The organism is Nocardia sp. NPDC058114 (assembly GCF_042884695.1).
Classification (GTDB): domain Bacteria; phylum Actinomycetota; class Actinomycetes; order Mycobacteriales; family Mycobacteriaceae; genus Nocardia.
Genome location: NZ_JBHVTK010000013.1, coordinates 15,312 through 39,136 on the forward strand (window position 1 = coordinate 15,312; position 23,825 = coordinate 39,136).

Annotated in this window: 22 protein-coding genes; 14 read left to right on the forward strand and 8 right to left on the reverse strand. The window is 67.2% G+C overall.

Annotated elements, in window-relative coordinates; translation table 11 throughout:
• Window positions 1–5 precede the first annotated feature (5 nt).
• Entirely contained in the window at window positions 6–1,553 is a 1,548-nt protein-coding gene (locus ACFVVI_RS31670; protein ID WP_387448208.1) for an acyl-CoA carboxylase subunit beta, read from the reverse strand.
• A gap of 132 nt (window positions 1,554–1,685) precedes the next feature.
• Here ACFVVI_RS31670 and ACFVVI_RS31675 point away from each other — a divergent pair, with 132 nt between their 5' ends.
• Entirely contained in the window at window positions 1,686–2,357 is a 672-nt protein-coding gene (locus ACFVVI_RS31675) for a pyridoxamine 5'-phosphate oxidase family protein (RefSeq protein WP_387448085.1), read from the forward strand.
• Window positions 2,358–2,367: 10 nt separating this feature from the next.
• On the opposite strand, the gene ACFVVI_RS31680 is transcribed toward ACFVVI_RS31675, so the two are convergent.
• On the reverse strand, window positions 2,368–3,294 hold the full coding sequence (locus ACFVVI_RS31680) for a LysR family transcriptional regulator (protein WP_387448087.1): 927 nt from the start codon (window positions 3,292–3,294) through the stop codon (window positions 2,368–2,370).
• Window positions 3,295–3,365: 71 nt separating this feature from the next.
• Here ACFVVI_RS31680 and ACFVVI_RS31685 point away from each other — a divergent pair, with 71 nt between their 5' ends.
• From ACFVVI_RS31685 to ACFVVI_RS31705, 5 genes are all read left to right on the forward strand, one after another.
• A complete protein-coding gene (locus ACFVVI_RS31685; protein WP_387448089.1) occupies window positions 3,366–4,709 on the forward strand; it encodes an FAD-binding oxidoreductase in 1,344 nt (447 codons plus the stop codon).
• Window positions 4,710–4,775: 66 nt separating this feature from the next.
• Entirely contained in the window at window positions 4,776–5,663 is an 888-nt protein-coding gene (locus tag ACFVVI_RS31690; RefSeq protein WP_387448091.1) for an SPFH domain-containing protein, read from the forward strand.
• 8 nt (window positions 5,664–5,671) lie between these two features.
• Window positions 5,672–5,836, forward strand: a complete 165-nt coding sequence (locus tag ACFVVI_RS31695; protein WP_378994086.1) for a toxin-antitoxin system HicB family antitoxin — start codon at window positions 5,672–5,674, stop codon at window positions 5,834–5,836.
• Window positions 5,837–5,935: 99 nt separating this feature from the next.
• The gene (locus tag ACFVVI_RS31700; RefSeq protein ID WP_387448093.1) at window positions 5,936–6,352 is read left to right on the forward strand and encodes a hypothetical protein; all 417 of its coding nucleotides are present in this window, start codon (window positions 5,936–5,938) and stop codon (window positions 6,350–6,352) included.
• Complete coding sequence (locus tag ACFVVI_RS31705) at window positions 6,349–10,005, forward strand: AAA domain-containing protein (protein ID WP_387448095.1); 3,657 nt, start codon at window positions 6,349–6,351, stop codon at window positions 10,003–10,005. The genes ACFVVI_RS31700 and ACFVVI_RS31705 overlap by 4 nt, the downstream gene beginning before the upstream one ends.
• Before the next feature lie 16 nt (window positions 10,006–10,021).
• Here the strand turns inward: ACFVVI_RS31705 and ACFVVI_RS31710 are convergent, their stop codons facing one another.
• On the reverse strand, window positions 10,022–11,053 hold the full coding sequence (locus ACFVVI_RS31710; protein ID WP_387448097.1) for a LuxR C-terminal-related transcriptional regulator: 1,032 nt from the start codon (window positions 11,051–11,053) through the stop codon (window positions 10,022–10,024).
• Window positions 11,054–11,155: 102 nt separating this feature from the next.
• On the opposite strand from ACFVVI_RS31710, the gene ACFVVI_RS31715 reads away from it, so the two are divergent.
• Both ACFVVI_RS31715 and ACFVVI_RS31720 read left to right on the forward strand, forming a co-directional pair.
• Complete coding sequence (locus ACFVVI_RS31715) at window positions 11,156–11,449, forward strand: hypothetical protein (RefSeq protein WP_379314892.1); 294 nt, start codon at window positions 11,156–11,158, stop codon at window positions 11,447–11,449.
• 87 nt (window positions 11,450–11,536) lie between these two features.
• On the forward strand, window positions 11,537–12,091 hold the full coding sequence (locus tag ACFVVI_RS31720; RefSeq protein ID WP_378994098.1) for a hypothetical protein: 555 nt from the start codon (window positions 11,537–11,539) through the stop codon (window positions 12,089–12,091).
• Here the strand turns inward: ACFVVI_RS31720 and ACFVVI_RS31725 are convergent.
• On the reverse strand, window positions 12,088–12,936 hold the full coding sequence (locus ACFVVI_RS31725) for a class I SAM-dependent methyltransferase (protein WP_378994100.1): 849 nt from the start codon (window positions 12,934–12,936) through the stop codon (window positions 12,088–12,090). The genes ACFVVI_RS31720 and ACFVVI_RS31725 overlap by 4 nt on opposite strands.
• A 228-nt stretch (window positions 12,937–13,164) precedes the next feature.
• On the opposite strand from ACFVVI_RS31725, the gene rpsA reads away from it, so the two are divergent.
• Both rpsA and ACFVVI_RS31735 read left to right on the forward strand, forming a co-directional pair.
• On the forward strand, window positions 13,165–14,643 hold the full coding sequence (gene rpsA, locus ACFVVI_RS31730) for a 30S ribosomal protein S1 (RefSeq protein ID WP_067457490.1): 1,479 nt from the start codon (window positions 13,165–13,167) through the stop codon (window positions 14,641–14,643).
• Window positions 14,644–14,779: 136 nt separating this feature from the next.
• Complete coding sequence (locus ACFVVI_RS31735; RefSeq protein WP_378994102.1) at window positions 14,780–16,321, forward strand: phospholipase C; 1,542 nt, start codon at window positions 14,780–14,782, stop codon at window positions 16,319–16,321.
• A gap of 36 nt (window positions 16,322–16,357) precedes the next feature.
• On the opposite strand, the gene ACFVVI_RS31740 is transcribed toward ACFVVI_RS31735, so the two are convergent.
• Entirely contained in the window at window positions 16,358–16,570 is a 213-nt protein-coding gene (locus ACFVVI_RS31740) for a hypothetical protein (RefSeq protein ID WP_387448101.1), read from the reverse strand.
• Window positions 16,571–16,718: 148 nt separating this feature from the next.
• Between ACFVVI_RS31740 and coaE the strand changes: the two genes are divergently transcribed.
• Together coaE and ACFVVI_RS31750 are read left to right on the forward strand one after the other, a co-directional pair.
• The gene (coaE, locus tag ACFVVI_RS31745; RefSeq protein ID WP_379311912.1) at window positions 16,719–17,921 is read left to right on the forward strand and encodes a dephospho-CoA kinase; all 1,203 of its coding nucleotides are present in this window, start codon (window positions 16,719–16,721) and stop codon (window positions 17,919–17,921) included.
• Between the two features lie 120 nt (window positions 17,922–18,041).
• Window positions 18,042–18,473, forward strand: coding sequence for a hypothetical protein (locus tag ACFVVI_RS31750; RefSeq protein WP_378661173.1), 432 nt, complete (start codon window positions 18,042–18,044; stop codon window positions 18,471–18,473).
• A 29-nt stretch (window positions 18,474–18,502) separates the two neighbouring features.
• Here ACFVVI_RS31750 and ACFVVI_RS31755 read toward each other — a convergent pair whose 3' ends face one another.
• Together ACFVVI_RS31755 and ACFVVI_RS31760 are read right to left on the reverse strand one after the other, a co-directional pair.
• The gene (locus ACFVVI_RS31755; RefSeq protein WP_378994109.1) at window positions 18,503–19,054 is read right to left on the reverse strand and encodes a DUF402 domain-containing protein; all 552 of its coding nucleotides are present in this window, start codon (window positions 19,052–19,054) and stop codon (window positions 18,503–18,505) included.
• A gap of 46 nt (window positions 19,055–19,100) precedes the next feature.
• A complete protein-coding gene (locus ACFVVI_RS31760; protein WP_387448103.1) occupies window positions 19,101–19,721 on the reverse strand; it encodes a DUF402 domain-containing protein in 621 nt (206 codons plus the stop codon).
• Between the two features lie 372 nt (window positions 19,722–20,093).
• Between ACFVVI_RS31760 and uvrB the strand changes: the two genes are divergently transcribed.
• Entirely contained in the window at window positions 20,094–22,271 is a 2,178-nt protein-coding gene (gene uvrB, locus ACFVVI_RS31765; RefSeq protein ID WP_378994113.1) for an excinuclease ABC subunit UvrB, read from the forward strand.
• A 107-nt stretch (window positions 22,272–22,378) separates the two neighbouring features.
• Here uvrB and ACFVVI_RS31770 read toward each other — a convergent pair whose 3' ends face one another.
• Complete coding sequence (locus ACFVVI_RS31770) at window positions 22,379–22,846, reverse strand: VOC family protein (RefSeq protein ID WP_379317382.1); 468 nt, start codon at window positions 22,844–22,846, stop codon at window positions 22,379–22,381.
• Between the two features lie 59 nt (window positions 22,847–22,905).
• On the opposite strand from ACFVVI_RS31770, the gene ACFVVI_RS31775 reads away from it, so the two are divergent.
• Window positions 22,906–23,748, forward strand: a complete 843-nt coding sequence (locus ACFVVI_RS31775; protein WP_378994115.1) for a helix-turn-helix domain-containing protein — start codon at window positions 22,906–22,908, stop codon at window positions 23,746–23,748.
• Window positions 23,749–23,825 lie beyond the last annotated feature (77 nt).

A 23,825-nucleotide genomic window follows, 5' to 3' on the forward strand; every position in this document is an offset into this window, starting at 1 on the left:
CGGCTCTACAACGGCATCAGGCGGTGTTTGCGCGGTGCCTGCTCGATGTGTTTGTCGCCGAGCAGGCGCAGCGCTTTGCGGATTTCCAGCCGGGTAGTGGACGGTTCGATGACCGCGTCGATATAGCCGCGTTCGGCGGCGATCCACGGGGTGGCGACGGCGGCGTTGTAGAAGTCGACCATCTGCTGACGTACGGCCGGTCGGTCTGCCTCGGGGACGGCGGCCAGCTGTTTGCGCTGGGTCAGGCCCACGGCGGCTTCGGCGCCCATCACGGCGATCCGGGCCGTCGGCCACGCCAGGTTGATGTCGCCGCCGAGCTGCTTGCACCCCATCACCGCGTAGCCGCCGCCGTAGGCCTTGCGGACCACGACGGTGACGATCGGAACGGTGGCCTCGACGACCGCGTAGAAGAATCGTCCGCCGCGTTTGATGACGCCGATCTTCTCCTCCTCCACGCCCGGCAGCACGCCCGGGGTGTCGACGACGAACACCAGCGGAATGTCGAACGCGTCGCACAGGCGGATGAAGTGCGCGGCTTTGTCCGACCCGCGCGCGTCGATCGCGCCGCTGGCCACCAGCGGCTGATTGGCGACTACACCGACGCTGCGCCCGTCGACCCGGGCGAATCCGGTGATCAGATTGCGGGCGGCGCCGTCGCCGATCTCGTGGAACTCCCCGTCGTCGAAGATCCGGAGCAGGATCTCGTACATGTCGTAGCCCCGGCGATCGGAATCCGGTATCAGCGAATCGAGTTCGCGGTCGGAGTCCGTGATCGCCGGCTCCAGACCGGGATTGATCAGGGGAGCACGCTCGTAGCAGTTCGACGGCATGAAGCTCAGATACGTTCGTGCCCACTCGAAAGCGGCCTTCTCGTCCGCCGCCACGTGATGGATGTTGCCGTTGTGCGCCTGGTTGAACGCGCCACCGAGCTCGTCGAGGGTCACTTCCTCGCCGGTGGTCTCGCGGATGATCTCGGGACCGGTCACGAACATGTACGCCGACTCGGTCGCGATCAGCACATCGGTGTTGATCGGCGAATACACCGCGCCCGCAGCACATTTGCCCAGCATCACCGACACCTGCGGCACCACCCCGGACAGCCGGGTCTGGCGCCTGCTCATCTCCGCGTACCAGGCCAGCGAGGTGACCGCGTCCTGCACCCGGGCGCCGCCGGAGTCGTTGATCGCCACGAACGGGCAGGCGATATCGGCCGCGAGATCCATCGCCATCGCGACCTTGCGTCCGAACATCTCACCCACCGATCCACCGAACACGGTCTGGTCGTGGGCGATCACCACCACCGGGCGCCCGTCGATCCTGCCGTGCCCGGTGACCACACCGTCACCGTAGAGTCCGTCGGCCGCGCCTGGTTGCTTCACCAGCGCCCCGATTTCGGTGAAACTGCCCTGGTCGAGAAGTATTTCGATGCGTTCGCGTGGACCGGGGATTCCTTTCGCCGCACGCTTGGCTATCCCCGCATCCCCCGCGGGTTCCCGCGCCGCCCTCAGATTGTCCCGCAGCTCTTGCAGTTTCGCAGCAGTAGTCGACTCCACCACGCACGCCCTTCCTCGTCCTGGTCGAGCTCTCCTTCATCGGTTAGCCAAAGCGTAGCGCTGACGTCCGCGCCGACATCAGCGGCACGGCGGACCGATCCTTGACGAATCACGCGTCGTACCGTGGGTGGGGTGAACAAGCCGACCCGATACGGAGCGATCGCCTTCTCCTCGGCCACCGAGCGCCGCCAGCGCAGCGGTGGTGGTTTCACCGTCCACGGCAGGCGGATGGCCGACGGCGCCGACATCGGCGAGCCCGAAGAACTGGAGCCCCAAGTGGCGGGCCTGATCCGGCAGGCCGACTCGTTCTACCTCGCTACCGTCACCGGATCCGGCTGGCCCTACATCCAACATCGCGGCGGCCCACAAGGTTTCGTGCACGTACTCGACTCGTCGACGATCGCGTGGGCCGAGTACGCGGGTAACAACCAGTTCGTCACTGTGGGCAATCTCGACATCGACGATCGGGTGTGCCTGTTCTTCATCGATTACCCGACGCGCACCAGGGTCAAGATCTTCGGTCGGGTCGAGGTCGTCGAACGCGCCGACGATCCCGGCCTGCTCGACCGCCTCCTGACCACGTCGGCGGGCCCGATCGACGCACGCTCGGACCGGGCGTTCGTGGTGCGGGTCGAGGCGTTCGACCGGAACTGCACCAAGAACATCACCCCGCGCTACCGCACCGAGTGGATCCAGGACTACCTGCGCGCGGGCCGCGCTCCTCTCGAAGCCGAAATCGAGCGTCTACAACACCGCAACGCCGAGCTCGAGGCCGAAATCGCCCGCCTGAAGTCTTCCCCCTGACCGCCCGCGCCTACCGATCGACGGCGGAGGTGTGGCCGCCGAAGGCGATCCGCAGTTGCCCGAGCAGCACCTTCGCCGCCGGGCCGGGCGGGGGATCGGTGCGCCAGGCCAGGGCCAGCCGGCCGTGGATGGTGGGGTCGACGATGTCGAGGGATCGGACGCCGAAGGCGTCAGCTTCGGCGGTGGTGAGGGCTGGGACGATGGCGGTTCCCAGCCCGCGTGCGGCAAGGTCGAGGAGCAGCGGGGGAGCGGCGGCTTCGAAGGCGATGTTCGGGGTGAAACCGGCGGCGGCGCAGGAGCGTTCGAATACCCCGCGAAGGCCGGTGCCCCGGGTGAGACAGATGAGGCGGCGATCGGCGAGGGCTTCCAAGGTGATGGACCCCGCCGATTCGGCGGGGTCGATGGGCGCGTCGTGGGCGACGGCGGCGACGAGCGCGGTCTCCAGGATCACCTCGAGTCCGATGCCGGAATCTGTTGGTGCGCCGGTCAATCCGGTCAGCGCGATGTCGAGTTCACCGTGTTCGACGGCGGCGAGCATCCTTTCCGCGGTGTCCTCGGTGAGGCTGATCCCGACCTGCGGATGATCGTGGTGGAAATCGGCGAGGACGCCCGCGACATCGAAGACCTCCGACGCTGCCCCGGAGATCATGCCGAGCCGGACCTGACCCCGCAGCAATCCGGTGAACTCCCCGACCGTGTCGCCGATCCGGTCGGCGGCGGCCAGGGCGGCGCGTGCGTGTGTGAGCACCGCGGCGCCGACGTCGGTCAGTGTCACGGTGCGCGCACCGCGGTCGAGTAGACGTTGCCCGAGTTCACGTTCGAGTTGGCGGATCTGGGTGCTGAGGCCGGGCTGGGACAAGTGCAGCCGTTCGGCGGCCTTGGTGAACCCGCCCTCGTCGACGATCGTCACGAAGTAGCGCAGCTGCCGCAGTTCCATAACTATTGATTATAGGCAATAGAAGATCTATCTCTTGTACTTATTCATCTTCGGCGAGCAGAGTCGAAGACATGACCGATATCGCAACGAAGTTCACTGGTCCTGTCTTCACTCCGGACGACCCCGGGTACGCCGAGGAGATCGCCGGCTTCCAAACCGCCTACACCCACCGTCCGGCGTTCGTGGTCGGCGCCCAGCACGGCCAGGACGTGCGCGCCGCCGTGGAATTCGCCGCACGGCGCGGGCTGTCGGTGGCCGTGCAGGCGACCGGACACGGTCTGTCGGTAGCCACCGACGGCGGGGTGCTCATCACGACCGGACGCATGGACGCCATCACCGTCGACCCGCAGTCTCGTACCGCTCACATCGGGGCCGGGGTGCGGGCGGGCGCGTTGGTCGAGGCGGCCGCGCGGTACGGGCTGGCGCCGTTGAACGGGTCGTCACCGTCGGTGGGCGTCGTCGGGTATGTGCTCGGCGGCGGGCTCGGATTGCTGGCCCGTGAATTCGGTTATGCCGCAGATCATGTGCGCCGCGTCGAACTGGTGACCGCCGACGGCAGGATGCGCTCGCTCGGCCCGGACGACGAGCTGTTCGGGGCGGTACTGGGCTCCGGCGGGAACTTCGGCGTGGTGACCGGTCTCGAACTCGATCTCGTACCCGTTGCCGAAATCTATGGTGGTCAGCTGGTTTTCGACGCGCCCCTGGTCGACGCGGCGCTGGAGGCATGGCGCGCCTGGACCGAGACCGTACCGAGCGCGCTCACCTCCACGATCGCGCTGGTGACCTATCCCGACATCCCGCCCGTGCCGGAATCCTTGCGAGGCCGCCACGTCGCTTCGATCCGAATCGCCTTCGACGGGCCGGACGAGGAGGGGCAGCGGTGGGTCGCGCCGTTGCGGCGGATCGGACCTCGACTGCACGAGGACCTGCGCACGATGCCCTACGCCGAATCGCACACCATCCACAGTGACCCGCCTTTTCCGCACGCCTACGCCGCGACCAACGCGCTGCTCTCGGAGCTGACCCCACAGGGTCTGTCCGCGCTGCGCGCGTTGACGGCCCCGGGGGGATCGGTCGACGCGGTCATCGACATCCGCCATCTCGGTGCGGCCCTGCGCCACGGTGGCCCGGCCTCGATCGATCATCGCGATGCGGAGTACATCGTGCGGGTGATCACCGGCCCCGGCGAGGGTGACTCCGCACCCGAAGGGCTCGCGAAGGTGCGAGAAGCATTGGCGCCGTGGACGATCGGGCACAGTCTCGCGTTTCTCTACGGTGCGGGCGGCGCGGCGGACGAGGCCCAGACCGCGGCAGGCTACTCCCCGGATACCTACCGCTGGCTGGCGGCGGCGAAAGCGAAGTACGACCCGCGAAACATGTTCCGCGCCAACCGCAATATCGCCCCCGGTTCTTAGCGCCGCTTGCTCGGCCTCTCGATATCTACTATCTTAGTGATATCACTCAGATATCGGGAGGATGTCATGGAGCTGCGGTCCGCATTCCGCGTCAATGGATTCGTCGTCGTGCTGGGGTGGCTGGTGTTCACCCTGTTGTTCGGGGCCGCCGCCGTTCTCGCGTTCATCGCCGCCACCCAGCACAACGGTGGCGCACTGGCCTGGATCGGCGCGGTGGCCGCCGTCGTCGTGATCCTGGTCGTCTGGTTGCTCGCCACCGGGCTGATCATCGTCAACCCCAACGAGGCCAAGGTCGTCACCTTCTTCGGCCGCTACATCGGCTCGGTGAGCGAGCCCGGGTTCTTTTCCGTGGTCCCGCTCACCGACCGCAAGTCCATCTCGCTGCGCGTGCGTAACTTCGAGACCCAGAAGCTCAAGGTCAACGACGCCGACGGCAACCCCGTCGAGATCGCGGCGGTGGTCGTCTACAAGGTGGTCGACAGCTTCAAGGCCGCCTTCGCCGTCGACGACTACGAGGAGTACGTCGAGACCCAGTCCGAGGCGGCGGTGCGCCACCTCGCCACCACCCACCCCTACGACGCCCACGACGACTCCCGCACCAGCCTTCGCGACGGGGCCGAAGTCGCCGAGGAACTGACCGTCGAATTGCGCGAACGCACCCTCACCGCCGGCATCGAGGTGATCGAGGCCCGTATCACCCACCTCGCCTACGCCCCCGAGATCGCCCAGGCCATGCTGGTCCGCCAACAGGCCGCCCAGGTCGTCGCCGCCCGTACCCAGATCGTCGAAGGCGCCGTCGGCATGGTCGCTCTCGCCCTCGACCGCCTCGCCGAACAGGGCACCGTCGAACTCGACGAGGAACGCAAGGCCAACATGGTCTCCAACCTGCTCGTCGTCCTGTGCGGCGACCGGGCCACCCAGCCGGTGGTCAACACCGGATCCCTCTACTCCTGAGCCGCCCGATGACCCAGCCGAAGAAGGACCCCAAAAAGATCCTGCTACGGCTCGACCCGGCCGTCCACGAGGCAATAGCCAAGTGGGCGGCCGACGACCTGCGCAGCATCAACTCCCAAATCGAATACGCCCTCCGCCTTGCCCTCGACCGAGCAGGCCGAAAGCCGCGTTGAGCAACCTCGCGTTAAGCCTTGTGACACAATCGAATCCAGCATTCAGAGGGAAATTCGAGGATCGTTTACAGCGGTGCTCGACTGAACTACGGGGGTTGGATGTCGAAAGAGCTCGTCTATGTCGAGGTATTGACCGGCTCGGGGAGTTTGCTGACAGAGCGGCTCACCCGCGATCTCGCCCGACATCTGGCAGGACACGAGGTCGAGGTTCGTTTCGCCGAAGCGATTGAGCCGCTCGCGCGACACAAAGGTGCGGTTGGGGACGCGCTGGTGCTGGTTGTGGGCGTCGCCTCCTCAGCGGGAACAGCCACGGCGGTCACGACGATCGTCAAGGAATGGTGCCGACGAGACCGTCACCGGCGGGTCGAAATGCGGTTGCCGGACCGGGTGCTCGTGATCGACGGCAACCCGGACGATCAGCTCGCGATCATCGAGAAGTTCGTCGAAACGGCGGTGCCGGTCCACCAGGCCGCAGCTGATTCCGGCTCGGGCGAGGACCAGGCGGTGTCATCGTGAGTCGGCTGGCCCGTCGTCGCGCGTTGTTGATCGGTAACGAGAGCTACACCCACCCGGGCTTCGCGCCGTTGCCGTCGGTGCGCACCGACCTGACCATGGTGGAAGAGGTGCTGCGCGACCGCCGCGTTGGAGCCTTCTCCGATGTCGAGTCGTTGATCGACTTGACCACCGACCAGATGCGAACGGCAGTAGACGAATTCGTCGCCGACAGCAGAGAAGACGAGTTGATGGTCTTCTACTTCTCGGGACACGGGGCGCGAAGCGTTCGGTCCGACGGCGAATTCCATTTCATCGGCACCGACTCCGACCCGGATCGGTTGGGCGAGACCAGCATGCGCGCCGGATTCGTCAACCAGTTGCTCGAACAGTGCGTGGCACCGCAGAAGGTGGTGATCATCGACAGCTGCCGTAGTGGCGGGTTCTCGGTTGGCCTACGCACCTCCGATGCCGTCCCTAAGGGCGCGGTGGACGGTCACCCTGCCGCCCTGGCGAGCCGAGGTGTCTACGTGGTGTCGTCCTCGCGGGCCGGTGAGGCATCGTTCGTCGGTCGCGACGCGACACAGCCGTCGGTGTTCACCGGGGTGTTCGTCGAGGCGATGCGAACCGGTGCGGCGGCGGGTGGCAAGTCGGAGCTTTCGGTGGCGGCGCTGTTCGAATTTGTCAACGACCGACTTCGTCGTCAGGATGCCGGGCAGACGCCGGTGATCTCGGCATCGGGAGTGGACGGCCGCATCATTCTGGCGGCATCACCGTTGTCGCCCATCCAGCTCGACGTCGCGGCCAGCCCCAGATCGGGCGCTGAGATCGGCGCATCGCCGTCGAAGTCACTTACTCCGGACTGGAAGCGACTGCTGACCTATTACGAGACGTGTCTGCGTGCCGAGCAACTCGCCTGGTTGTCACTGGACGACCACGACACGTACGCCTGCATCCCGGGGCGCGAACGGCTGCTGGTGGGCGATCTCGACGACGATCACGCCATCGAGGTGCCGACGGAACTCGAAAAGTTCGTCGCTCAGGTCGCCGACGCGAACGAACAGCTCTGGACCGGGTATCCGGCGGTAGTCGTGCGGCCGGGTGGTCGATCGGCGCGTGCGACCGCGACTCTCAAATTCGCTCCGCTGTTGATCCGGCGCCTCGAGCTCGGCGGGGCCGCCGACCGGCTCGTCCCGGTAGGGCCGCCCATCGTGAATCCGATTCTGCTGCAAGAATATCTGGAATCCGAGGCCGCGTCGGCGTTCAACGAGGGCTACGAACCCACCTGGCACGCAGGCGAATACACAGCGTTAGCCGCCGAGGTACGCCAGATTCTGCGCAACGAGCTCGGCGTCGTCACCGTCGATGAACCCGAGCCGGAATTTCTCGATGACTCGCTGACCGCCGCTACCGGCGCGGTCGGTGCGCGCAACGTCGCAGTGTTGTTCCGCATGTCGGCAGCCGATGGCGGTCCGAACAAGAAACTTCTCGCCGATCTCGCCGCGCTCGCGGAGCGGGTCTCGCAGATCCCGCGTACCGCGCTGGCCTGTCTCGCCCCCGCGGATGCCGTACCCGCCCCCGTACCGGTGTCGACTCGGCGATTGGTGACGCCGCTGCCGTGCAACGAGGCCCAAGCCGAGATCATCCGCTCGGCGATGGCTCGTCCGCTGACGGTTGCGACCGGCCCGCCGGGCACAGGCAAGAGTCAGCTGGTGGTCGACCTGGTGGCCACCGCGGTGTGCGCGGGCGAAACGGTACTTGTGGCATCCACCAACAACAAAGCGGTCGACGAAGTGTGGAGTCGTTGCGAGAAGCTGATTCCTGGCACGGTGATCCGAACGGGCAGCCAGGCCTATCAGGCGAACCAACAGGCGGGTCTCGACCACCTCGCCGGTCTCCGACCCGCCGTCCAGTCGATGTCGACACTGACGGTCATGGTCGATGCCGCCACCGCCGAACTCGACCGTCAGCGCCGCGAGCTCGCCGACCTTGCGGGAGACGAGGTGACATTGCTCGACGTCGCGGACGTCCGGGAAGCGGTTGCCGCGAAACTCGGCCTGCGTGTCGAACAGATTGCCCTGCTGTTCGAGCGCATCGATCCTGCCGCGCTCATCCGCAAAGCTGTCGCGGTACGGCGGTTCTCCCTGATCGCAGGTTGGAGGTGTCGACGACTGGTCCGTCGGCTCGGGCTGGCCGAAAGTCCGGAAACAGTTGAGCGTCAGTGCGAGCTGCTGAGCGAACTGGCCGCAGCCGAGCTCACCTGGCGCCGACTCCATGCTTCGGAGTCCGCCCGGCCCAGCGATGCCGAGCTCTTCGCACGGTTCACCCACTCGACGGACACACTGCAGACAGCCTCGACGGAACTGCTCGATGCCGTGGTGCGGTCCAACGCCGTGCGCGGGCGGCGACAGATCGACGCGCTGTTGCGGCACCAGTCCGGTCCCGATTGGCCGGCAAAACGTGCGGCGCTGGCCGGAGCTGCAGCATGGGCGGTGACGGCACAATCGGCGCGTGCCTTTCCGCTCGACGCCGCGTTGTTCGATCTGGTCGTGATCGACGAGGCGTCGCAGTGCTCCATCGCTGCGGTCCTGCCGTTGCTGTTCCGGGCGAAGCGGGCGTTGATCATCGGTGACCCGATGCAGCTGACACATATCACCACCCTGGACGGCAGAGGCGAGATCGCCGCGGCGGCGACCGCACAGATTTCAGCCGCGTGGCTCGAACGGCGGCGGATGTCGTATCTGCGACATTCCGCGTTCGAGGCGGCGGAACAGTCATTCGGCGAGAGCCTGCTGTTGGACGAACACTTTCGGTGCCATCCCGACATCGCTGGGGTCGCCAACGACCTGTTCTACCGCGGTCAACTGACGGTGCTGACCGATGTGCGCAAGCAGAATGGCACCGACCAGGCGCCGGTCGTATGGCGCGATGTCGCCGGAATCGCGCAGCGCGGAGCTCAGAGTTCTTGGTACAACCGCGAAGAGGTCGATGTTGTGCTCAGCCTGATCGCGCAACTCCAGCAGCCGGGACGATTGCCGTGTGGAACGACGATCGGTGTGGTCACGCCGTTCAAGGCGCAGTCCGACGAGATCAAACGCCGACTCGACGGTTCCGATGGGGTCGTTGTCGGCACAGTGCACACCTTCCAAGGCGGTGAGTGCGACATCATCATCTTCTCCCTTGTGGCCTCGCCGGAAATGCCCCGCCGATCGATCGAATGGCTCGACCGGCAACCGAACCTGTGGAATGTGGCGATAACCCGCGCCCGTGCGCACCTGTTCGTCGTGGGTGACAGCCGCGTCTGGCAGTCGCGCCGCATCGGTAGTGCGCTCGCCGCTGCTGCCGAACCGGCGGCGGCGGTCGGCGAGGCTGACCCTGTGCTGAATCGACTGCACCGCTACATGATTCGCCGGGGGGCGACGGACCTCGCCTTCGGATCTCCGATGGCCGGCCACCACACCGACGCGATCGATCGGCGTCCGGACGGCTCGGTGTGGGGCGTGGTGGTCGATCGTGGTGCGGGCGCCAACGCGGCGGATCGGCATTTGCGACTGATGCTGCAACACACAGACCTGCGCAAGGTTCCGTCGCAGCGGTGGGATGCCGTCCGCGTGCCGATGTGGCGACTGCGGGAGTCGGCCGAGCACGATCCGCATGCCCACCAACGTCGGACTTGAGCTCTGCCCGACTGGCTCAGCCGACTCCGAGAACGCGGGTGAGGAGGCGTTGGCGGGTTCGGGTGTCGGATTTGGCGAGGACGGCTTTGACGTGGTCGTTGACGGTGTGTTCGGAGAGGAACAGTTCCGCGGCCAGTTCGTGGGAGTCCAGGCCCGTGGCCAGCAGCGTCAGGACCTGGGATTCGCGGGTGGAGAGGGCGTGGGCTCGGGCGAACAGGTCGAGGCGTTCGGTGGCGGTGCTCGGTTCCAGGGCCACGGCGATGTCGGGGCCGATGCGGTCGGCTTTGACGGTGAGCCAGCGGTTGCCGCCCAGGTGGATGCGGGAGACGGCGGGGCCGAGCGGGACGGCGGCCTCGGTGGCGAGCAGGGCGGCGGCCGCGTTGTAGACCGAGGCGGGGACGGGGGGAATCGGTTCGTCCGGGGGGAGCAGGCGCAGGAGGGAATCCGCGGCGGCTGCCGTTTGGGAACGCACCCGCAGGGTGTCGTCGAGCAGGACGACCGCGGGGCCCAGTGAAGCGAGCTGAGCGTCGGATTCGACAAAGGTGGCGCCGACGGTACGGCGCAGGCCTGCGGTGACCGGTGCTGTCAGCGTGCTCAGCTCACCGAGTTCTGCTGTGGTGAACGGGGGTTCGCTGTAGCGGAGCAGTTCGAGGAAGCCCCAGCAGCCGTAGCGGTCGGCGAAGGTGACGGTGGCGGAGTCGGTGACGCCGAGATCGTGCTGGGCGGTGCGCCAGAGCAGGGAGCGTTCCGGGTAGCCGTCGGTGGCGCCCAGCAAAGAGTGGGCGCCGGTGCCGCGCACGGTGTCCCAGCGATTGAGCGCAGTGAGATACCGGGCGCGGATCAAGTCGGGCAACAGCGCGAGATCGAGGCCGGGGACGTCGGCGAGCGGCGCCGTCGCGACCGCGGTGACAGGATCGGTGAGCGCGAAGACATGGCCGGTGAACGGGATCCTCGCGCGGATCTCGACCAGGACGAGTTCACGCAATCGTTTGGCGGAGTGCCCGGCGCGGCACAGACGGCCGATCCGGTCTGCCAAGGTGCTCGGCACGCACCCAGTCTACGGCGGAAAACCCCCAGGATCAGGGATGTTCCGGTGCCCGGAACGGGCCGACCATTGAGCTACCCATCCAGCACGACCACGGAGGTCACCATGACCGTCACCCTGCACATCGACAACACCGTTCGCGACTACGACGACTGGAAGGCCGCGTTCGATCAGTTCGAGCGTTTCCGCGCCGACAACGGCGTTCGCGCCTACCGCGTCGGCCGCGTCGAGGGCACACCACCCCGCGTCCTCATCGACCTCGATTTCGACGATCGGGCGGCCGCCGAGGCGTTCCGCGCCGCGTTGGCGACCGTGCTCGCCACCCCGCGCAGCCGCGCGATGGTGATCAGTCACGAAGCCTGGCTCGTCGACGTGGTCGACGAGCGGATTTCGGCCTGATCGACGCGCCGGGCGCCCCACGGGGACAACCGAACTCGAATCCGCCGGTAAATTGATCCGGTGCCCATCTCGTTCGACATTCCTGGAATGCAACAGTTGGACGACACGACCTGGGGGAATCCGGCCACTCGTGACGTCGTCGCGTTGACCTATGTCAACGGCACGCCCGACCTGCCCGCCCGCCTGCACGACCTGAAACGGCTGCGCAGGCGGCTGGCCGAGCACCACGCCCGAACCGGCTGCCTGATCGAGGCCTTCGTGGTGTGGGTGGACCAGTTGCCCGCCCTGCTACGGGTGGAGAAGACCCAACTGCCGGGCCCGCACGGTGAGCTGGTTTTCGCGGCGTCGATCGTGGTGCCCAAGGACCGGTGCTCGGCGGTGTTCCAGGTGATCTGCCCCGAGACCGGGGTGCCCGGTGCGCGTGAGACCTTGATCGGCCGGCAGGTTCGGCGCGACGAGATGTGCCCGCCCCACCCGTACGCGCCCGGTCTGCGCGGCCGGTTGCCCTATCTGCTGTCCGATGACGTCCGCTTCGATGTCGAATTCCCCGATCACGCGCTCACCAGGGCGCGCCGCTGGGTCGCCGACACCGTGCCGAACGTGCGCGTGGACCCCTCGTTCGCCGCGCTGCCCGAGTTCTAGGGCTTCTCGGCGATGAAGATGGCGGTCCCGGGGAAGATCTGCCCGCGCAGCGGCGACCACTGACCCCATTCGCGGTCGAGCCATTCCGGCCAATCCGGTTCGACGATGTCCACCAGGTGCAGACCGGCGCCGACGATCTCGCGGACCCGGTCACCGATCGTGCGGTGGTGCTCGACATAGGTCGGCACACCGTCGCCGTCCACCTCTACATAAGGAGTGCGGTCGAAATACGGGATCGTGGCGGTCAGACCCGCTTCGCCCGGATCGTCGGGGAAGATCCAGCGCATCGGATGATTCACCGAGAACACCCAGCGCCCGCCCGGGCGCAACACCCGAGCCACCTCGCGCATTACCAGCGCCGAATCGGCGACGAACGGCACCCCGCCGAACGCCGAGCAGGCCAGATCGAACGACGCGTCGGTAAAGGGCAGCGCCTCGGCGCCCGCCTGAACCAGGGGTACGCGCGGTCCGCCCTGATCCATCGCGGCCACGCCACGCTCCAGCATCCCCTTCGACACATCGAGCCCGACCGGGAACGCGCCGTGCCCGGCCAGCCACCGCGAGCACGGCGCCGACCCGCAGCCGATCTCCAAGATCGTCTTGCCGGTCACGTCGCCGAGGAAACCCATGTCGCCCTCGTGCAGGCCCTCCGGGCACCACACGAACTCGCCGCCCGGGGAGTCGACGCCGAGGAAGTCGGCGTGGGTCTGGTGGTACTGCTCGGCGTCGGCGTCCCACCAGCGGCGATTCGCGCGCTCGCTGTCGCGCGAATCGATCTTGGTTCGGGTGGTTGCTGAGGTACCCAGCAGCGCGTTGGCCTGCGCGTGGCGTTCGTCGTCGGACACGGCCAACAGGGTATCGGCGTGGTGCGGGGGGTGGTTTGCCCGGCTCGGCGCGGGTCGCGTAGGCTGATGCACGCTGTAGAGGGACGCTGAATTTGATCAGCGGCAAGTGCGACGGTCCGTGCGATACTTTACCGGTATCCCTTCGTCGCGTCGTCGCGGTGATCTCGCAGCGTACCGAAAGATCCAATGTCCGCAACCGACCACAATCCGTCCGGAGCAAACCCACATATGCCCACCACCGTCACCTCGCCGCAGGTAGCCATTAACGACATTGGCTCCGCCGAGGATTTCCTGGCCGCCATCGACGCAACGATCAAGTACTTCAACGATGGTGACATCGTCGAAGGCACCATCGTCAAGGTCGATCGTGACGAGGTCCTGCTGGACATCGGTTACAAGACCGAAGGCGTCATCCCCTCCCGCGAGCTCTCCATCAAGCACGACGTCGACCCGAACGAGGTCGTTTCCGTGGGCGACGCGGTCGAGGCCCTGGTCCTCACGAAGGAGGACAAGGAAGGCCGCCTGATCCTGTCGAAGAAGCGGGCGCAGTACGAGCGCGCGTGGGGCACGATCGAGGAGCTCAAGGAGAAGGACGAGGCCGTCAAGGGCACCGTCATCGAGGTCGTCAAGGGCGGCCTGATCCTCGACATCGGTCTCCGCGGCTTCCTGCCCGCCTCGCTCGTCGAGATGCGTCGTGTCCGCGACCTCCAGCCGTACGTCGGCAAGGAGATCGAGGCCAAGATCATCGAGCTCGACAAGAACCGCAACAACGTGGTTCTGTCGCGTCGCGCCTGGCTCGAGCAGACCCAGTCCGAGGTCCGCAGCGAATTCCTGCACCAGCTCCAGAAGGGCCAGGTCCGCAAGGGCGTCGTGTCCTCCATCGTCAACTTCGGTGCCTTCGTGGACCTGGGTGGCGTCGACGGCCTGGTGCACGTCTCCGAGCTGTCCTGGAAGCACATCGACCACCCGTCCGAGGTTGTCGAGGTCGGCAACGAGGTCACCGTCGAGGTTCTCGACGTCGACCTGGACCGCGAGCGCGTCTCCCTGTCGCTCAAGGCGACTCAGGAAGACCCGTGGCGTCAGTTCGCCCGGACCCACGCCATCGGCCAGATCGTGCCCGGCAAGGTCACCAAGCTGGTTCCCTTCGGCGCCTTCGTGCGCGTCGAAGAGGGCATCGAGGGCCTGGTCCACATCTCCGAGCTGGCCGAGCGCCACGTCGAGGTCCCGGACCAGGTTGTGGCCGTCGGCGACGACGCCATGGTCAAGGTCATCGACATCGACCTCGAGCGTCGTCGTATCTCGCTGTCGCTGAAGCAGGCGAACGAGGACTACAACGCCGAGTTCGACCCGTCGAAGTACGGCATGGCCGACAGCTACGACGATGCGGGCAACTACATCTTCCCCGAAGGCTTCGACCCCGACACCAACGAGTGGCTCGACGGGTTCGACAAGCAGCGTGAAGAGTGGGAAGGCCGCTACGCCGAGGCCGAGCGTCGCCACAAGATGCACACTGCCCAGATGGAGAAGATGGCAGCCGACGCTGCCGCCGAGGCCGCCGCTGGTGGTCCCGTCGCGGGCAACTACTCCTCCGAGACCGGTGGCAGCGCGGCTGCGTCCACCTCCGGTCCGGCCGAGTCCACGGGCGGCTCGCTGGCCAGCGATGCCCAGCTCGCGGCTCTGCGGGAGAAGCTCAGCGGCAACGCCTGATTCACCGGTAACGGCTGAATCACTCCTTGCACTACCGAAGGCCCCGGTCCATACGGACCGGGGCCTTCGGCCTTTTCCGGTGGGTGTAGCGTGTGCGCGATTGCTCCATCCCCTACGGGAAAGGTGCTCCACTCCGATGAGTTCTGGTCCCTTCGCCGGCCTCAACCGGCGACAGTTCCTCGCGAAAGCGATGGCCGCCGGTGCGGTGGGAACGCTTGCCACCTGGGCGAATCCGATTATCGACCGAGCTTTCGCCGCCGATCCGGTGGGGATGGGCGGGCTCGGCGATATCGAGCACTTCGTCTTGCTCATGCAGGAAAACCGGTCCTTCGACCACTATTTCGGCACCCTGTCGGGGGTGCGTGGGTTCGGTGAATCCTCCGCGTCGTGGCGTCAGTACGGGTGGTCGCCCGGAATCGGGCCCACCGCAGACGGTTTCGTCGAACCGTTCCGGCTCGACACCACCCGCGGCGCCACACTGGACGGGGAGTGCATCAACGACCCCGACCACACCTGGCCGGGCATGCACAAGGCATTCAACAACGGCCGCAACGACGGCTGGATGCCGATGTCGGTGGCCTCGGTCGGGCCGGCGAACGCGCCCGCGGCGATGGGTTACTACCTGCCGGAAGACATTCCGATCCACACCGAGCTCGCACAGGCGTTCACGCTGTGCGACAACTACCACTGCTCGGTGCTCGGCCCCACCGACCCCAACCGGCTGTACTGGATGAGCGCGAGCATCGACCCCGACGGTCTGGCGGGCGGTCCGCTGGTGGAGACGCCGACCCTGCTTCCGAAGAACGTCTACAGCTGGCGTACCTACCCGGAGAACCTGTCCGAGGGCGGGGTGCCGTGGAAGATCTACAGCAATCGCGATGTCGGCCCGGCCTCGTCGATGATCCTGGACGGCATGATGGGCTGCTTCACCCAGGCCGCCGACCCGAATTCCGAACTGGCACGACGCGGTATCGCACCGACCTACCCGAACGACTTCCAGGCCGACGTCGCCAACAACACGTTGCCCGCGGTGTCCTGGGTGGTGCCGTCGCTGCTGCACTGCGAACACCCCGCGCTGCCCGCGGCTTTCGGTGCGCTCGGCATAGTGCAGCTCCTCGATATCCTCACCTCGAATCCGGCGGTGTGGGAGAAGACGGCGCTGATCATCAGCTACGACGAGAACGGCGGCTTCTTCGACCACGTCACGCCGCCGACCCCGCCGCCCGGCACCGCGGGCGAATTCCTGACGGTGCCACTGGATCGGGTGCCCGCCGCGGGCGGGATCACCGGCCCGATCGGACTGGGTTACCGGGTGCCGTGCATGGTGATCTCGCCGTACAGCCGCGGTGGGTTGGTCGCCTCGCAGACCTTCGACCACACGTCCCAATTGCGGTTGCTGGAAACCAGATTCGGCGTCGATGTGCCGAATCTGACCGCGTGGCGACGCAGCGTCACCGGCGATATGACGTCCACGTTCGACTTTGCCGCGGCGCCTGATGCCGCGAAACCGGTGCTGCCCGACCCCCGCCCCAAGGCCGACGCGGCGATCGCGCAGTGCGGTCCGAATATCGCGGCGGGCACTCTCGGACAGGGTGTGCCGTACCCGGTGCCGCCGAATGCGATGCCGGCGCAGCAGCCGGGGGCGCGGCGCGCGCCGAGCGGTCTCGTCGGCGTCTGAGCCGGGGGTGGGCTCGGCATCGCGCCGGGCCCACTGTCAGCTCGCGGCGGCGGGCGACCAGTATCCGGTGGCCATGCTCGGGCGTTTGCGCATCGCGGCGAAGCTGTGTCTGGCGGGGGAGAGCAGGGTACTGAACCAGGAGCGCCGGTACTCGGCGAGAGTCGCTGCGACAGCCGGGAATTCGATGCAGTGCACACCGCCCGGCATACCGAGGCGGTGGCGAGCCGCCCGGTGGTTCCTGGTACTCATGATCATCCTCCGGTAGTCGTGCGGCCTTCTCGCCTGCGCGGAAGATTAATCCACGCGACGCGCCCGGCCCGGGATCTTCCGCCGCTCCGGGCATGGGCGTGTCGGAGCAGGTGCCACGGCGCGGCGGCGGGGATGCGAGACTGGGCCCATGTTGCGGATCGGCCTCACCGGAGGCATGGGAGCGGGTAAATCCACAGTGGCGCGGACGCTGGTCGAACTCGGGGCGGTGCTCATCGACTCCGATGCGATCGCCCGCGAGGTCGTCGCCCCCGGGACGCCGGGTCTGGCCGCGTTGGTCGAGGAGTTCGGTGAGGGCATTCTGAGCCCCGACGGCAGCCTGGACCGGCCCGCGCTGGCCGCGGTCGCCTTCGCCGACGATGTGTCGCGGGGCAAGCTCAATGCCATCACCCATCCGCTGGTCGGCGCCCGCACCGCGGATCTGATCGGCGAGGCGGCCACCGATGCCGTTGTGGTGCAGGATATTCCGCTCCTGGTCGAGAACGGGCTCGCGCCGCTGATGCAGCTCGTCGTGGTGGTCGGGGCCGAGGAGGAGACCAGGCTGCGCAGGCTGGTCGAACACCGCGGCGTGGCCGAAGCCGACGCTCGGGTCAGGATCGCGGCCCAGGCCACCGACGACCAGCGCCGCGCGGTCGCCGATGTGTGGCTCGACAACAACGGTGCGCCGGAGGTGGTCGAGGCGCAGGTCCGTGACCTGTGGACGCGGCGGCTGGTGCCGTTCGAGCGCAATCAGCGCGAGGGCGTCCGGGCGCGAGCCGGCTATGTTCTCGTCACCGACCCGGAATGGGATATGCAGGCGCGCAGGATCATCGCCCGGCTGCACCTGGCCTGCGGTGCGTCGGCGGTGCGCATCGATCACGTCGGATCCACCGCGGTGCACGGACTCCCCGCCAAGGACATCATCGACATCCAGGTGACAGTGGCCGACATGGCCACAGCCGAATCGCTGACGGATGCCTTGACGGCCGCCGGGTTCCCGCTCGCTCCCCAGGTGACGCACGACAATCCGAAACCGAGTCATGGCGATCCCGAGGGGACCGACCTCGCCCGGTGGGGAAAGCGTCTGCACGGCAACGCCGATCCGGGAAGGCCGGCCAATATCCATCTGCGCGTGCGGGATTCGCTCGGCCAGCGGTTCGCGCTCGATCTGCGTGACTGGTTGCGCGCGAACGAGAGCGCGCGGTCGGAGTACCTGGCGGTCAAGCGCGGAGCCGAGCTCGCGGCGGCGGATCTGACCGGCGACGCGGCGGGTGACGCCTACTACGTGGTGAAGGAACCGTGGTTCGACGCGGTCTATCCGGTGGTCACCGAGTGGGCCACCGCTCGCGCGTGAACCGCGTACCAATCTGTTAAACGTCAATGTTTCGGAAACTGTCCGCACGCTGTCGCGCGCTGTGTAAATTGTGCGAAGTCACTACAGGGTGACTCGATTCACAGGGAAGTTGTAGCGCGTATGACAACACATCACCGTCAGTTCGGCCGTGCGGGCTTCGGCATCACCGCACTCGGCGCCGTCGCCGCCAGCCTCGTGCTGGCCGCTCCGCAGGCCTCGGCCTGGGTCGGCAATCTCGGCGTGGCCGGAACCGACCACAAGGTCGGTTGCAGCTACAAGTTGACCGCCAGCGTCGAGGTCGACCGGCTGACCTCGGTGAAGTTCACCGACAACGGCGTGGATATTCCGGGCAGCCCGGTGTCGCCGTCGCTGCTCTCGGGCACCGTGAGCATCACCTGGAAGCCGACCACGGCGGGCCAGCACAAGCTCGAAGCGCGTCAGCTGCTGATCAGCGACTCGATCACCGTCACCGTGGGTGCGGCGGGCAGCACCGGAAGCGCGTCGTGCGGCGGTGGCCTCGCGGATCTGTTCCCGAGCCTGTCGGCCGGCTGATACCGACTCCCCGCACCGCCCGGACCCGCCTACCGAGGTCCGGGCGGTTCGTCGTTTCGGCGCCAGGTCAGCGTCATCCCGAAGGTGCTCAGCCACTCCTCGAGTGAATAGCCGTGCGCGGCGATCCCGTCGATCGCCGCGGTGGCGTGTTCGATCGCCGCCTGACACTGCGCGGCGTCCAGCAGGCCGTCGGTGTGCGCGGCCAGCAGCTCGTCGACGTCGACGAGCCGGACATCACGCCGAGTGCGGACCAGTACGTCGAGGTAGTGGTCGACCGAGCGCCACAGCGTCGGCGACTCCCTGGTGAACGCGCCCACATCGACATAGATGTCCTGCCACTGCTCGACGCCGGGGTTGTAGTGCAGCTTCGACGCCCGCAGCGACAGCTCCGGCAGCACCCACGATTCCAGGTAGTGGAAGTGCGCGTGATCGGAGTGGCGACCCATGTACAGGCCCCACGGTTCCACCCGATAGATCTCCACCGGCCGGACGAAACCTTTGGGATCGGTGTTCGTTCCGGCCGCGACGTCGAAGTACTCGACCTTGGGTGGATGCACGTGCACGGTGGATGCCTGCGTCATGAGCGCAGAATCTACCGGCGCGTGCCGACCCGCGCCCGGTCGCCGGTCACATCCAGGTCAGGGTGATCTCCTGCGACCGCAACCATTGTTCGACATCGTGGTCGTTGGCCGCCAGCCCGTCGAGCACGCGCGCGGCACGCTCGAACGCCCGGTCGGCGTGCTCGGTGCCGACATGGCCCGCGGCGTGCGCGGCGAGCAGTTCGCTGGACCCCGACAGCGTCGAGGACCGGCCGCGCCGCACCGCGATGTCGAGGAAGTAGTCGGTGGCCCGCCACCGTTTCGGCCCGACCTGGACGCACTCGATGATGTCGAGCACGTAGTCGTGGCTGCGGTGATGGCCGGGCCGGTCGTGGCTGATAGTGGCGCGAATGGCCTGGCCGGGCAGCATCCACGACTCCTCGTAGCGACCGTGCGGCCGGTCGAGGATGCGGGCCAGGTAGATGCCCCACGGCTGCACTTCGTACCGGTCGACCGGGCGGATGTAGCCCTTGGCGTCGGTGCTGGTCAGCTCGGCCAGGTCGAAGTATTCGACCCGGGGTCTGGCAGAGGGGGCGACGGTCGTGGTGACGGTGGTCGGTGTTAGCGGGCCGCGTATCTCTCTGGCGAAATAGCCGGCGAATCCGGTTACCGCGGGAGCCGCGACGAGCAGGGGAAGTAGAACGCTCATGGCCTTGTCCTTCACCACGTCCGATGATCAACTCAGGGTACGCCCGCATCGGGAGTTGTGGCGTGGTCGATTCGGCGCCTCGATCGTCGAATATCCTTGGCGCAAGGGACTTTTCGGACATCGCGCGAAGTGCCGGGCATTCGCCGCGTTCGTGGGCGGTCCCCTCGACCAGGCGAAATGGGGGTCGCCGACGGTTTGCTTGCCGGTGGCTGTCGTCACAGTCGCGCAGTGCCGCGACGGCATCGATGAGCAGAAGTTCACCAGAACGACCACGACCCGACCGGCGGCGCTCGGCGCGGCGCGGGGTGTGGCGGACGGGCGGCGGCTCGCTTGGAGCGCAAACGTGTCAGTGGTCGCGCCTAAGCTGGATCCATGGCATTCGCAACCGAGATCCCGACGGAAGGGTACGAAGAGCGGGGTCACCCGATCGCCCATTCCGAACACCGCCCCGTCGGCACGATCGAGCGCTCGGGCGCTCGATTCGAGGTGGTCAGCGAGTACTCGCCCGCCGGCGACCAGCCCGCGGCCATCGCCGAGCTCGAGCGCCGGGTGAACGCGGGGGAGAAGGACGTCGTCCTGCTCGGCGCCACCGGTACCGGTAAATCGGCGACCACCGCCTGGCTGATCGAGAAGTTGCAGCGCCCCACGCTGGTGATGGCACCGAACAAGACCCTGGCCGCGCAGCTGGCCAACGAGCTGCGCGAGATGCTGCCCAACAACGCGGTCGAGTACTTCGTCTCGTACTACGACTACTACCAACCCGAGGCGTACATCGCCCAGACCGATACCTACATCGAGAAGGACAGCTCGATCAACGACGACGTCGAGCGGCTGCGGCACTCGGCGACCTCGAGTCTGCTCTCGCGTCGCGATGTCGTGGTGGTCGCCTCGGTGTCGTGCATCTACGGTCTCGGCACCCCGCAGTCGTATCTGGACCGGTCGGTGCAGCTCGAGGTCGGCGGCGAGATCGACCGCGACGCGTTGCTGCGGCTGCTCGTCGACGTGCAGTACACCCGCAACGACATGTCGTTCACCCGGGGTTCCTTCCGGGTGCGCGGCGACACCGTGGAGATCATCCCGTCCTATGAGGAGCTGGCGATCCGCATCGAGTTCTTCGGTGACGAGATCGAGGCGCTCTACTACCTGCACCCGCTCACCGGTGACGTGGTGCGCCAGGTCGATTCGGCGCGCATCTTCCCGGCCACCCACTACGTGGCCGGTCCGGAGCGGATGGAGCGCGCGGTCGGCGACATCGAGGCCGAATTGGCCGCGCGGCTCGAGGAATTGGAACGTCAGGGCAAATTGCTCGAGGCTCAGCGGTTGCGCATGCGCACCGAATACGACCTGGAGATGATCCGTCAGGTCGGCTTCTGCTCGGGCATCGAGAACTACTCGCGCCACATCGACGGGCGCCCGGCGGGTTCGGCGCCTGCGACGCTGCTCGACTACTTCCCCGACGACTTCCTGCTCGTGATCGACGAATCGCACGTCACGGTGCCGCAGATCGGCGGCATGTTCGAAGGTGACATGTCGCGTAAGCGCAACCTCGTCGATTTCGGTTTCCGGTTGCCGTCGGCGGTCGACAACCGGCCGCTGACCTGGGAGGAGTTCGCCGGTCGAATCGGCCAGGCGGTGTATCTGTCGGCGACACCGGGCAACTACGAGCTGGGTCAGGTCGGCGGTGAGGTGGTCGAGCAGGTCATCCGCCCGACCGGCCTGGTCGATCCGAAGGTCGTGGTCAAGCCCACCAAGGGGCAGATCGACGACCTGGTGCACGAGATCCGTGAGCGGTCGGAGCGCGACGAGCGGGTTCTGGTCACCACACTCACCAAGAAGATGTCCGAAGACCTCACCGACTACCTGCTCGGCCTCGGTGTGAAGGTCCGCTACCTGCACTCCGAGATCGACACGCTGCGGCGCGTCGAACTGCTCCGGCAGCTACGCCTGGGCGAATACGACGTGCTCGTCGGCATCAACCTGCTGCGTGAGGGCCTCGACCTGCCCGAGGTGTCGCTGGTCGCGATCCTCGACGCCGACAAGGAAGGCTTCCTGCGGTCGAGCACCAGCCTCATCCAGACCATCGGCCGCGCGGCGCGCAACGTGTCCGGCGAAGTGCACATGTACGCGGACAAGATCACCGACTCGATGCAGCACGCCATCGAGGAGACCGACCGTCGCCGTGCCAAGCAGATCGCCTACAACACCGAGAACGGCCTCGACCCGCAGCCGCTGCGCAAGAAGATCGCCGACATCCTGGATCAGGTGTACACCGAGGCCGAGGACGAGGTGGCCGTCGGCGGATCGGGCCGCAATGCCAGCCGCGGCAGGCGCGCCCAGGGCGAACCGGGCCGGGCCAGCTCGGGTATCTACGCCGAACGCGATGTGAAGTCGATGCCACGTGCCGAATTGGCCGCCCTGGTCACCGAACTCACCGCGCAGATGATGAACGCGGCCCGCGAATTGCAGTTCGAGCTGGCGGGCCGGTTGCGTGACGAGATCGCCGACCTGAAGAAGGAGCTGCGCGGGATGGACGCCGCGGGGATTTCTTGACCATGCCGGCGCCACGGTCCCCGGGCGACCCCGCCCCCGAGTCGCGCGACCGATCGCGCGGGTGCTGCTCGGAGGCGAGGCCGCTGCGGACCCGGCCCGGCGGGGCGCTACGCCTGCTCGGCCATCCACGCGGCGACGCGGCGGTCGGCCTCCTCCTTCGAGACGTCCTCGACGCGGGTGATCACCGCCCAGCGGTGGCCGAAGGGGTCGATCACCACGCCGAAGCGATCTCCGGTGACGAAGGTCTGCGGTTCCTCGGCGCTGCGGGCACCGTGGGCGAGCGCGCGGGCGATCACCGCGTCCACGTCGGGACAGTAGTGCACCACCGAGGTGTGCACCCAGTCCTCGGGGGCGCGGACATTGTTGTCGGGGATGGGCATTCCGAGCTGCAGGGTGGAATCCCCGATGAGCAGTTCGGCGTGCGCGGGCTGGCCGTCGGGCAGATCGGCGCGGCTGAGCACCTTCGCCTCGAAGACCGCGGTGTAGAAGTCGATGGCCGCGTTTCCGTCCGGCACGGCCAGGAAACAGGTGATGGAGTGGTAGCCCTCCGGAATGGGCGCAACGGGATTGGTCATGGATACGATCCTGCTCCGCGGCCGACGGCCCGTCTTGTAAGAACGCGACAGATCGGCCGATGATGACGGCGGCGCCGGATCCCGGTGATGTGAAAGGAATCCTGCACCCGGAGGAGCAGGCGAGACACCGGTCGCTGAACCGGCTGGGGGTCGGGCCCGCGCTGGCCGAGTTCGCGGACCGGTACTGGGTGGTGCGGTGGGATCTGCGCGGCCGGCCCAGCTATTCGGCGCAGGTGCTGTCGTTCCCGTGTGTGAACGTCACCTTCGAACGCAGCACCATCCGCACCGGCGGCTTCGTCACCGGGGTGTGCACGACGAAGTACGTGCGCGAGCTCGCCGGGGAAGGCGAGACCTTCGGCATCCGGTTCGCCCCCGGCGGATTCGGTGCCTTCACCGGCATGGATGTCGGCGCACTGCGCGATGATTCGGCCCCGCTGTGCGCGGTGTTGCCCGAGGCCGCGGGCCTGGCCGACCGAGTGCTGGCCGAACAGTCCGACGAGCGCCGCCGCGACATCGTCGAGGAGTTCTTCGCGGGCCGTGGTCGCACCGACGATCCGCACTACGCGCTGGTGACCCGCATCGTCACCGCCATGGCGAACGATCCGGAGCTGACCAGGGTCGACCAGGTCACCGATCGTTTCGCCGTTCCGATCCGCACCCTGCAACGCCTGTTCCGCCGCTATGTCGGGGCAGGCCCGAAGTGGGTGCTGTGCCGGTTCAGATTGCAGGACGCCGCCGATCTGCTCGCGCACGGCCGCCCTGATCTCGCGGTACTCGCGGCCCAGCTCGGCTATTTCGACCAGGCGCATTTCAGCCGCGAATTCACCGCCGAGATCGGGATGTCGCCGACGGAATACGCGCGCAGCGCACAGGCGGTGAGCGCTGTCCCCACGGCGCGCTGACCGGGTGCGTCCAGACCCGAGAAGTAGGGGGTCTGAAATATTAACGTTCCACCTTGGAACAGCGGTGTTCGTCGATA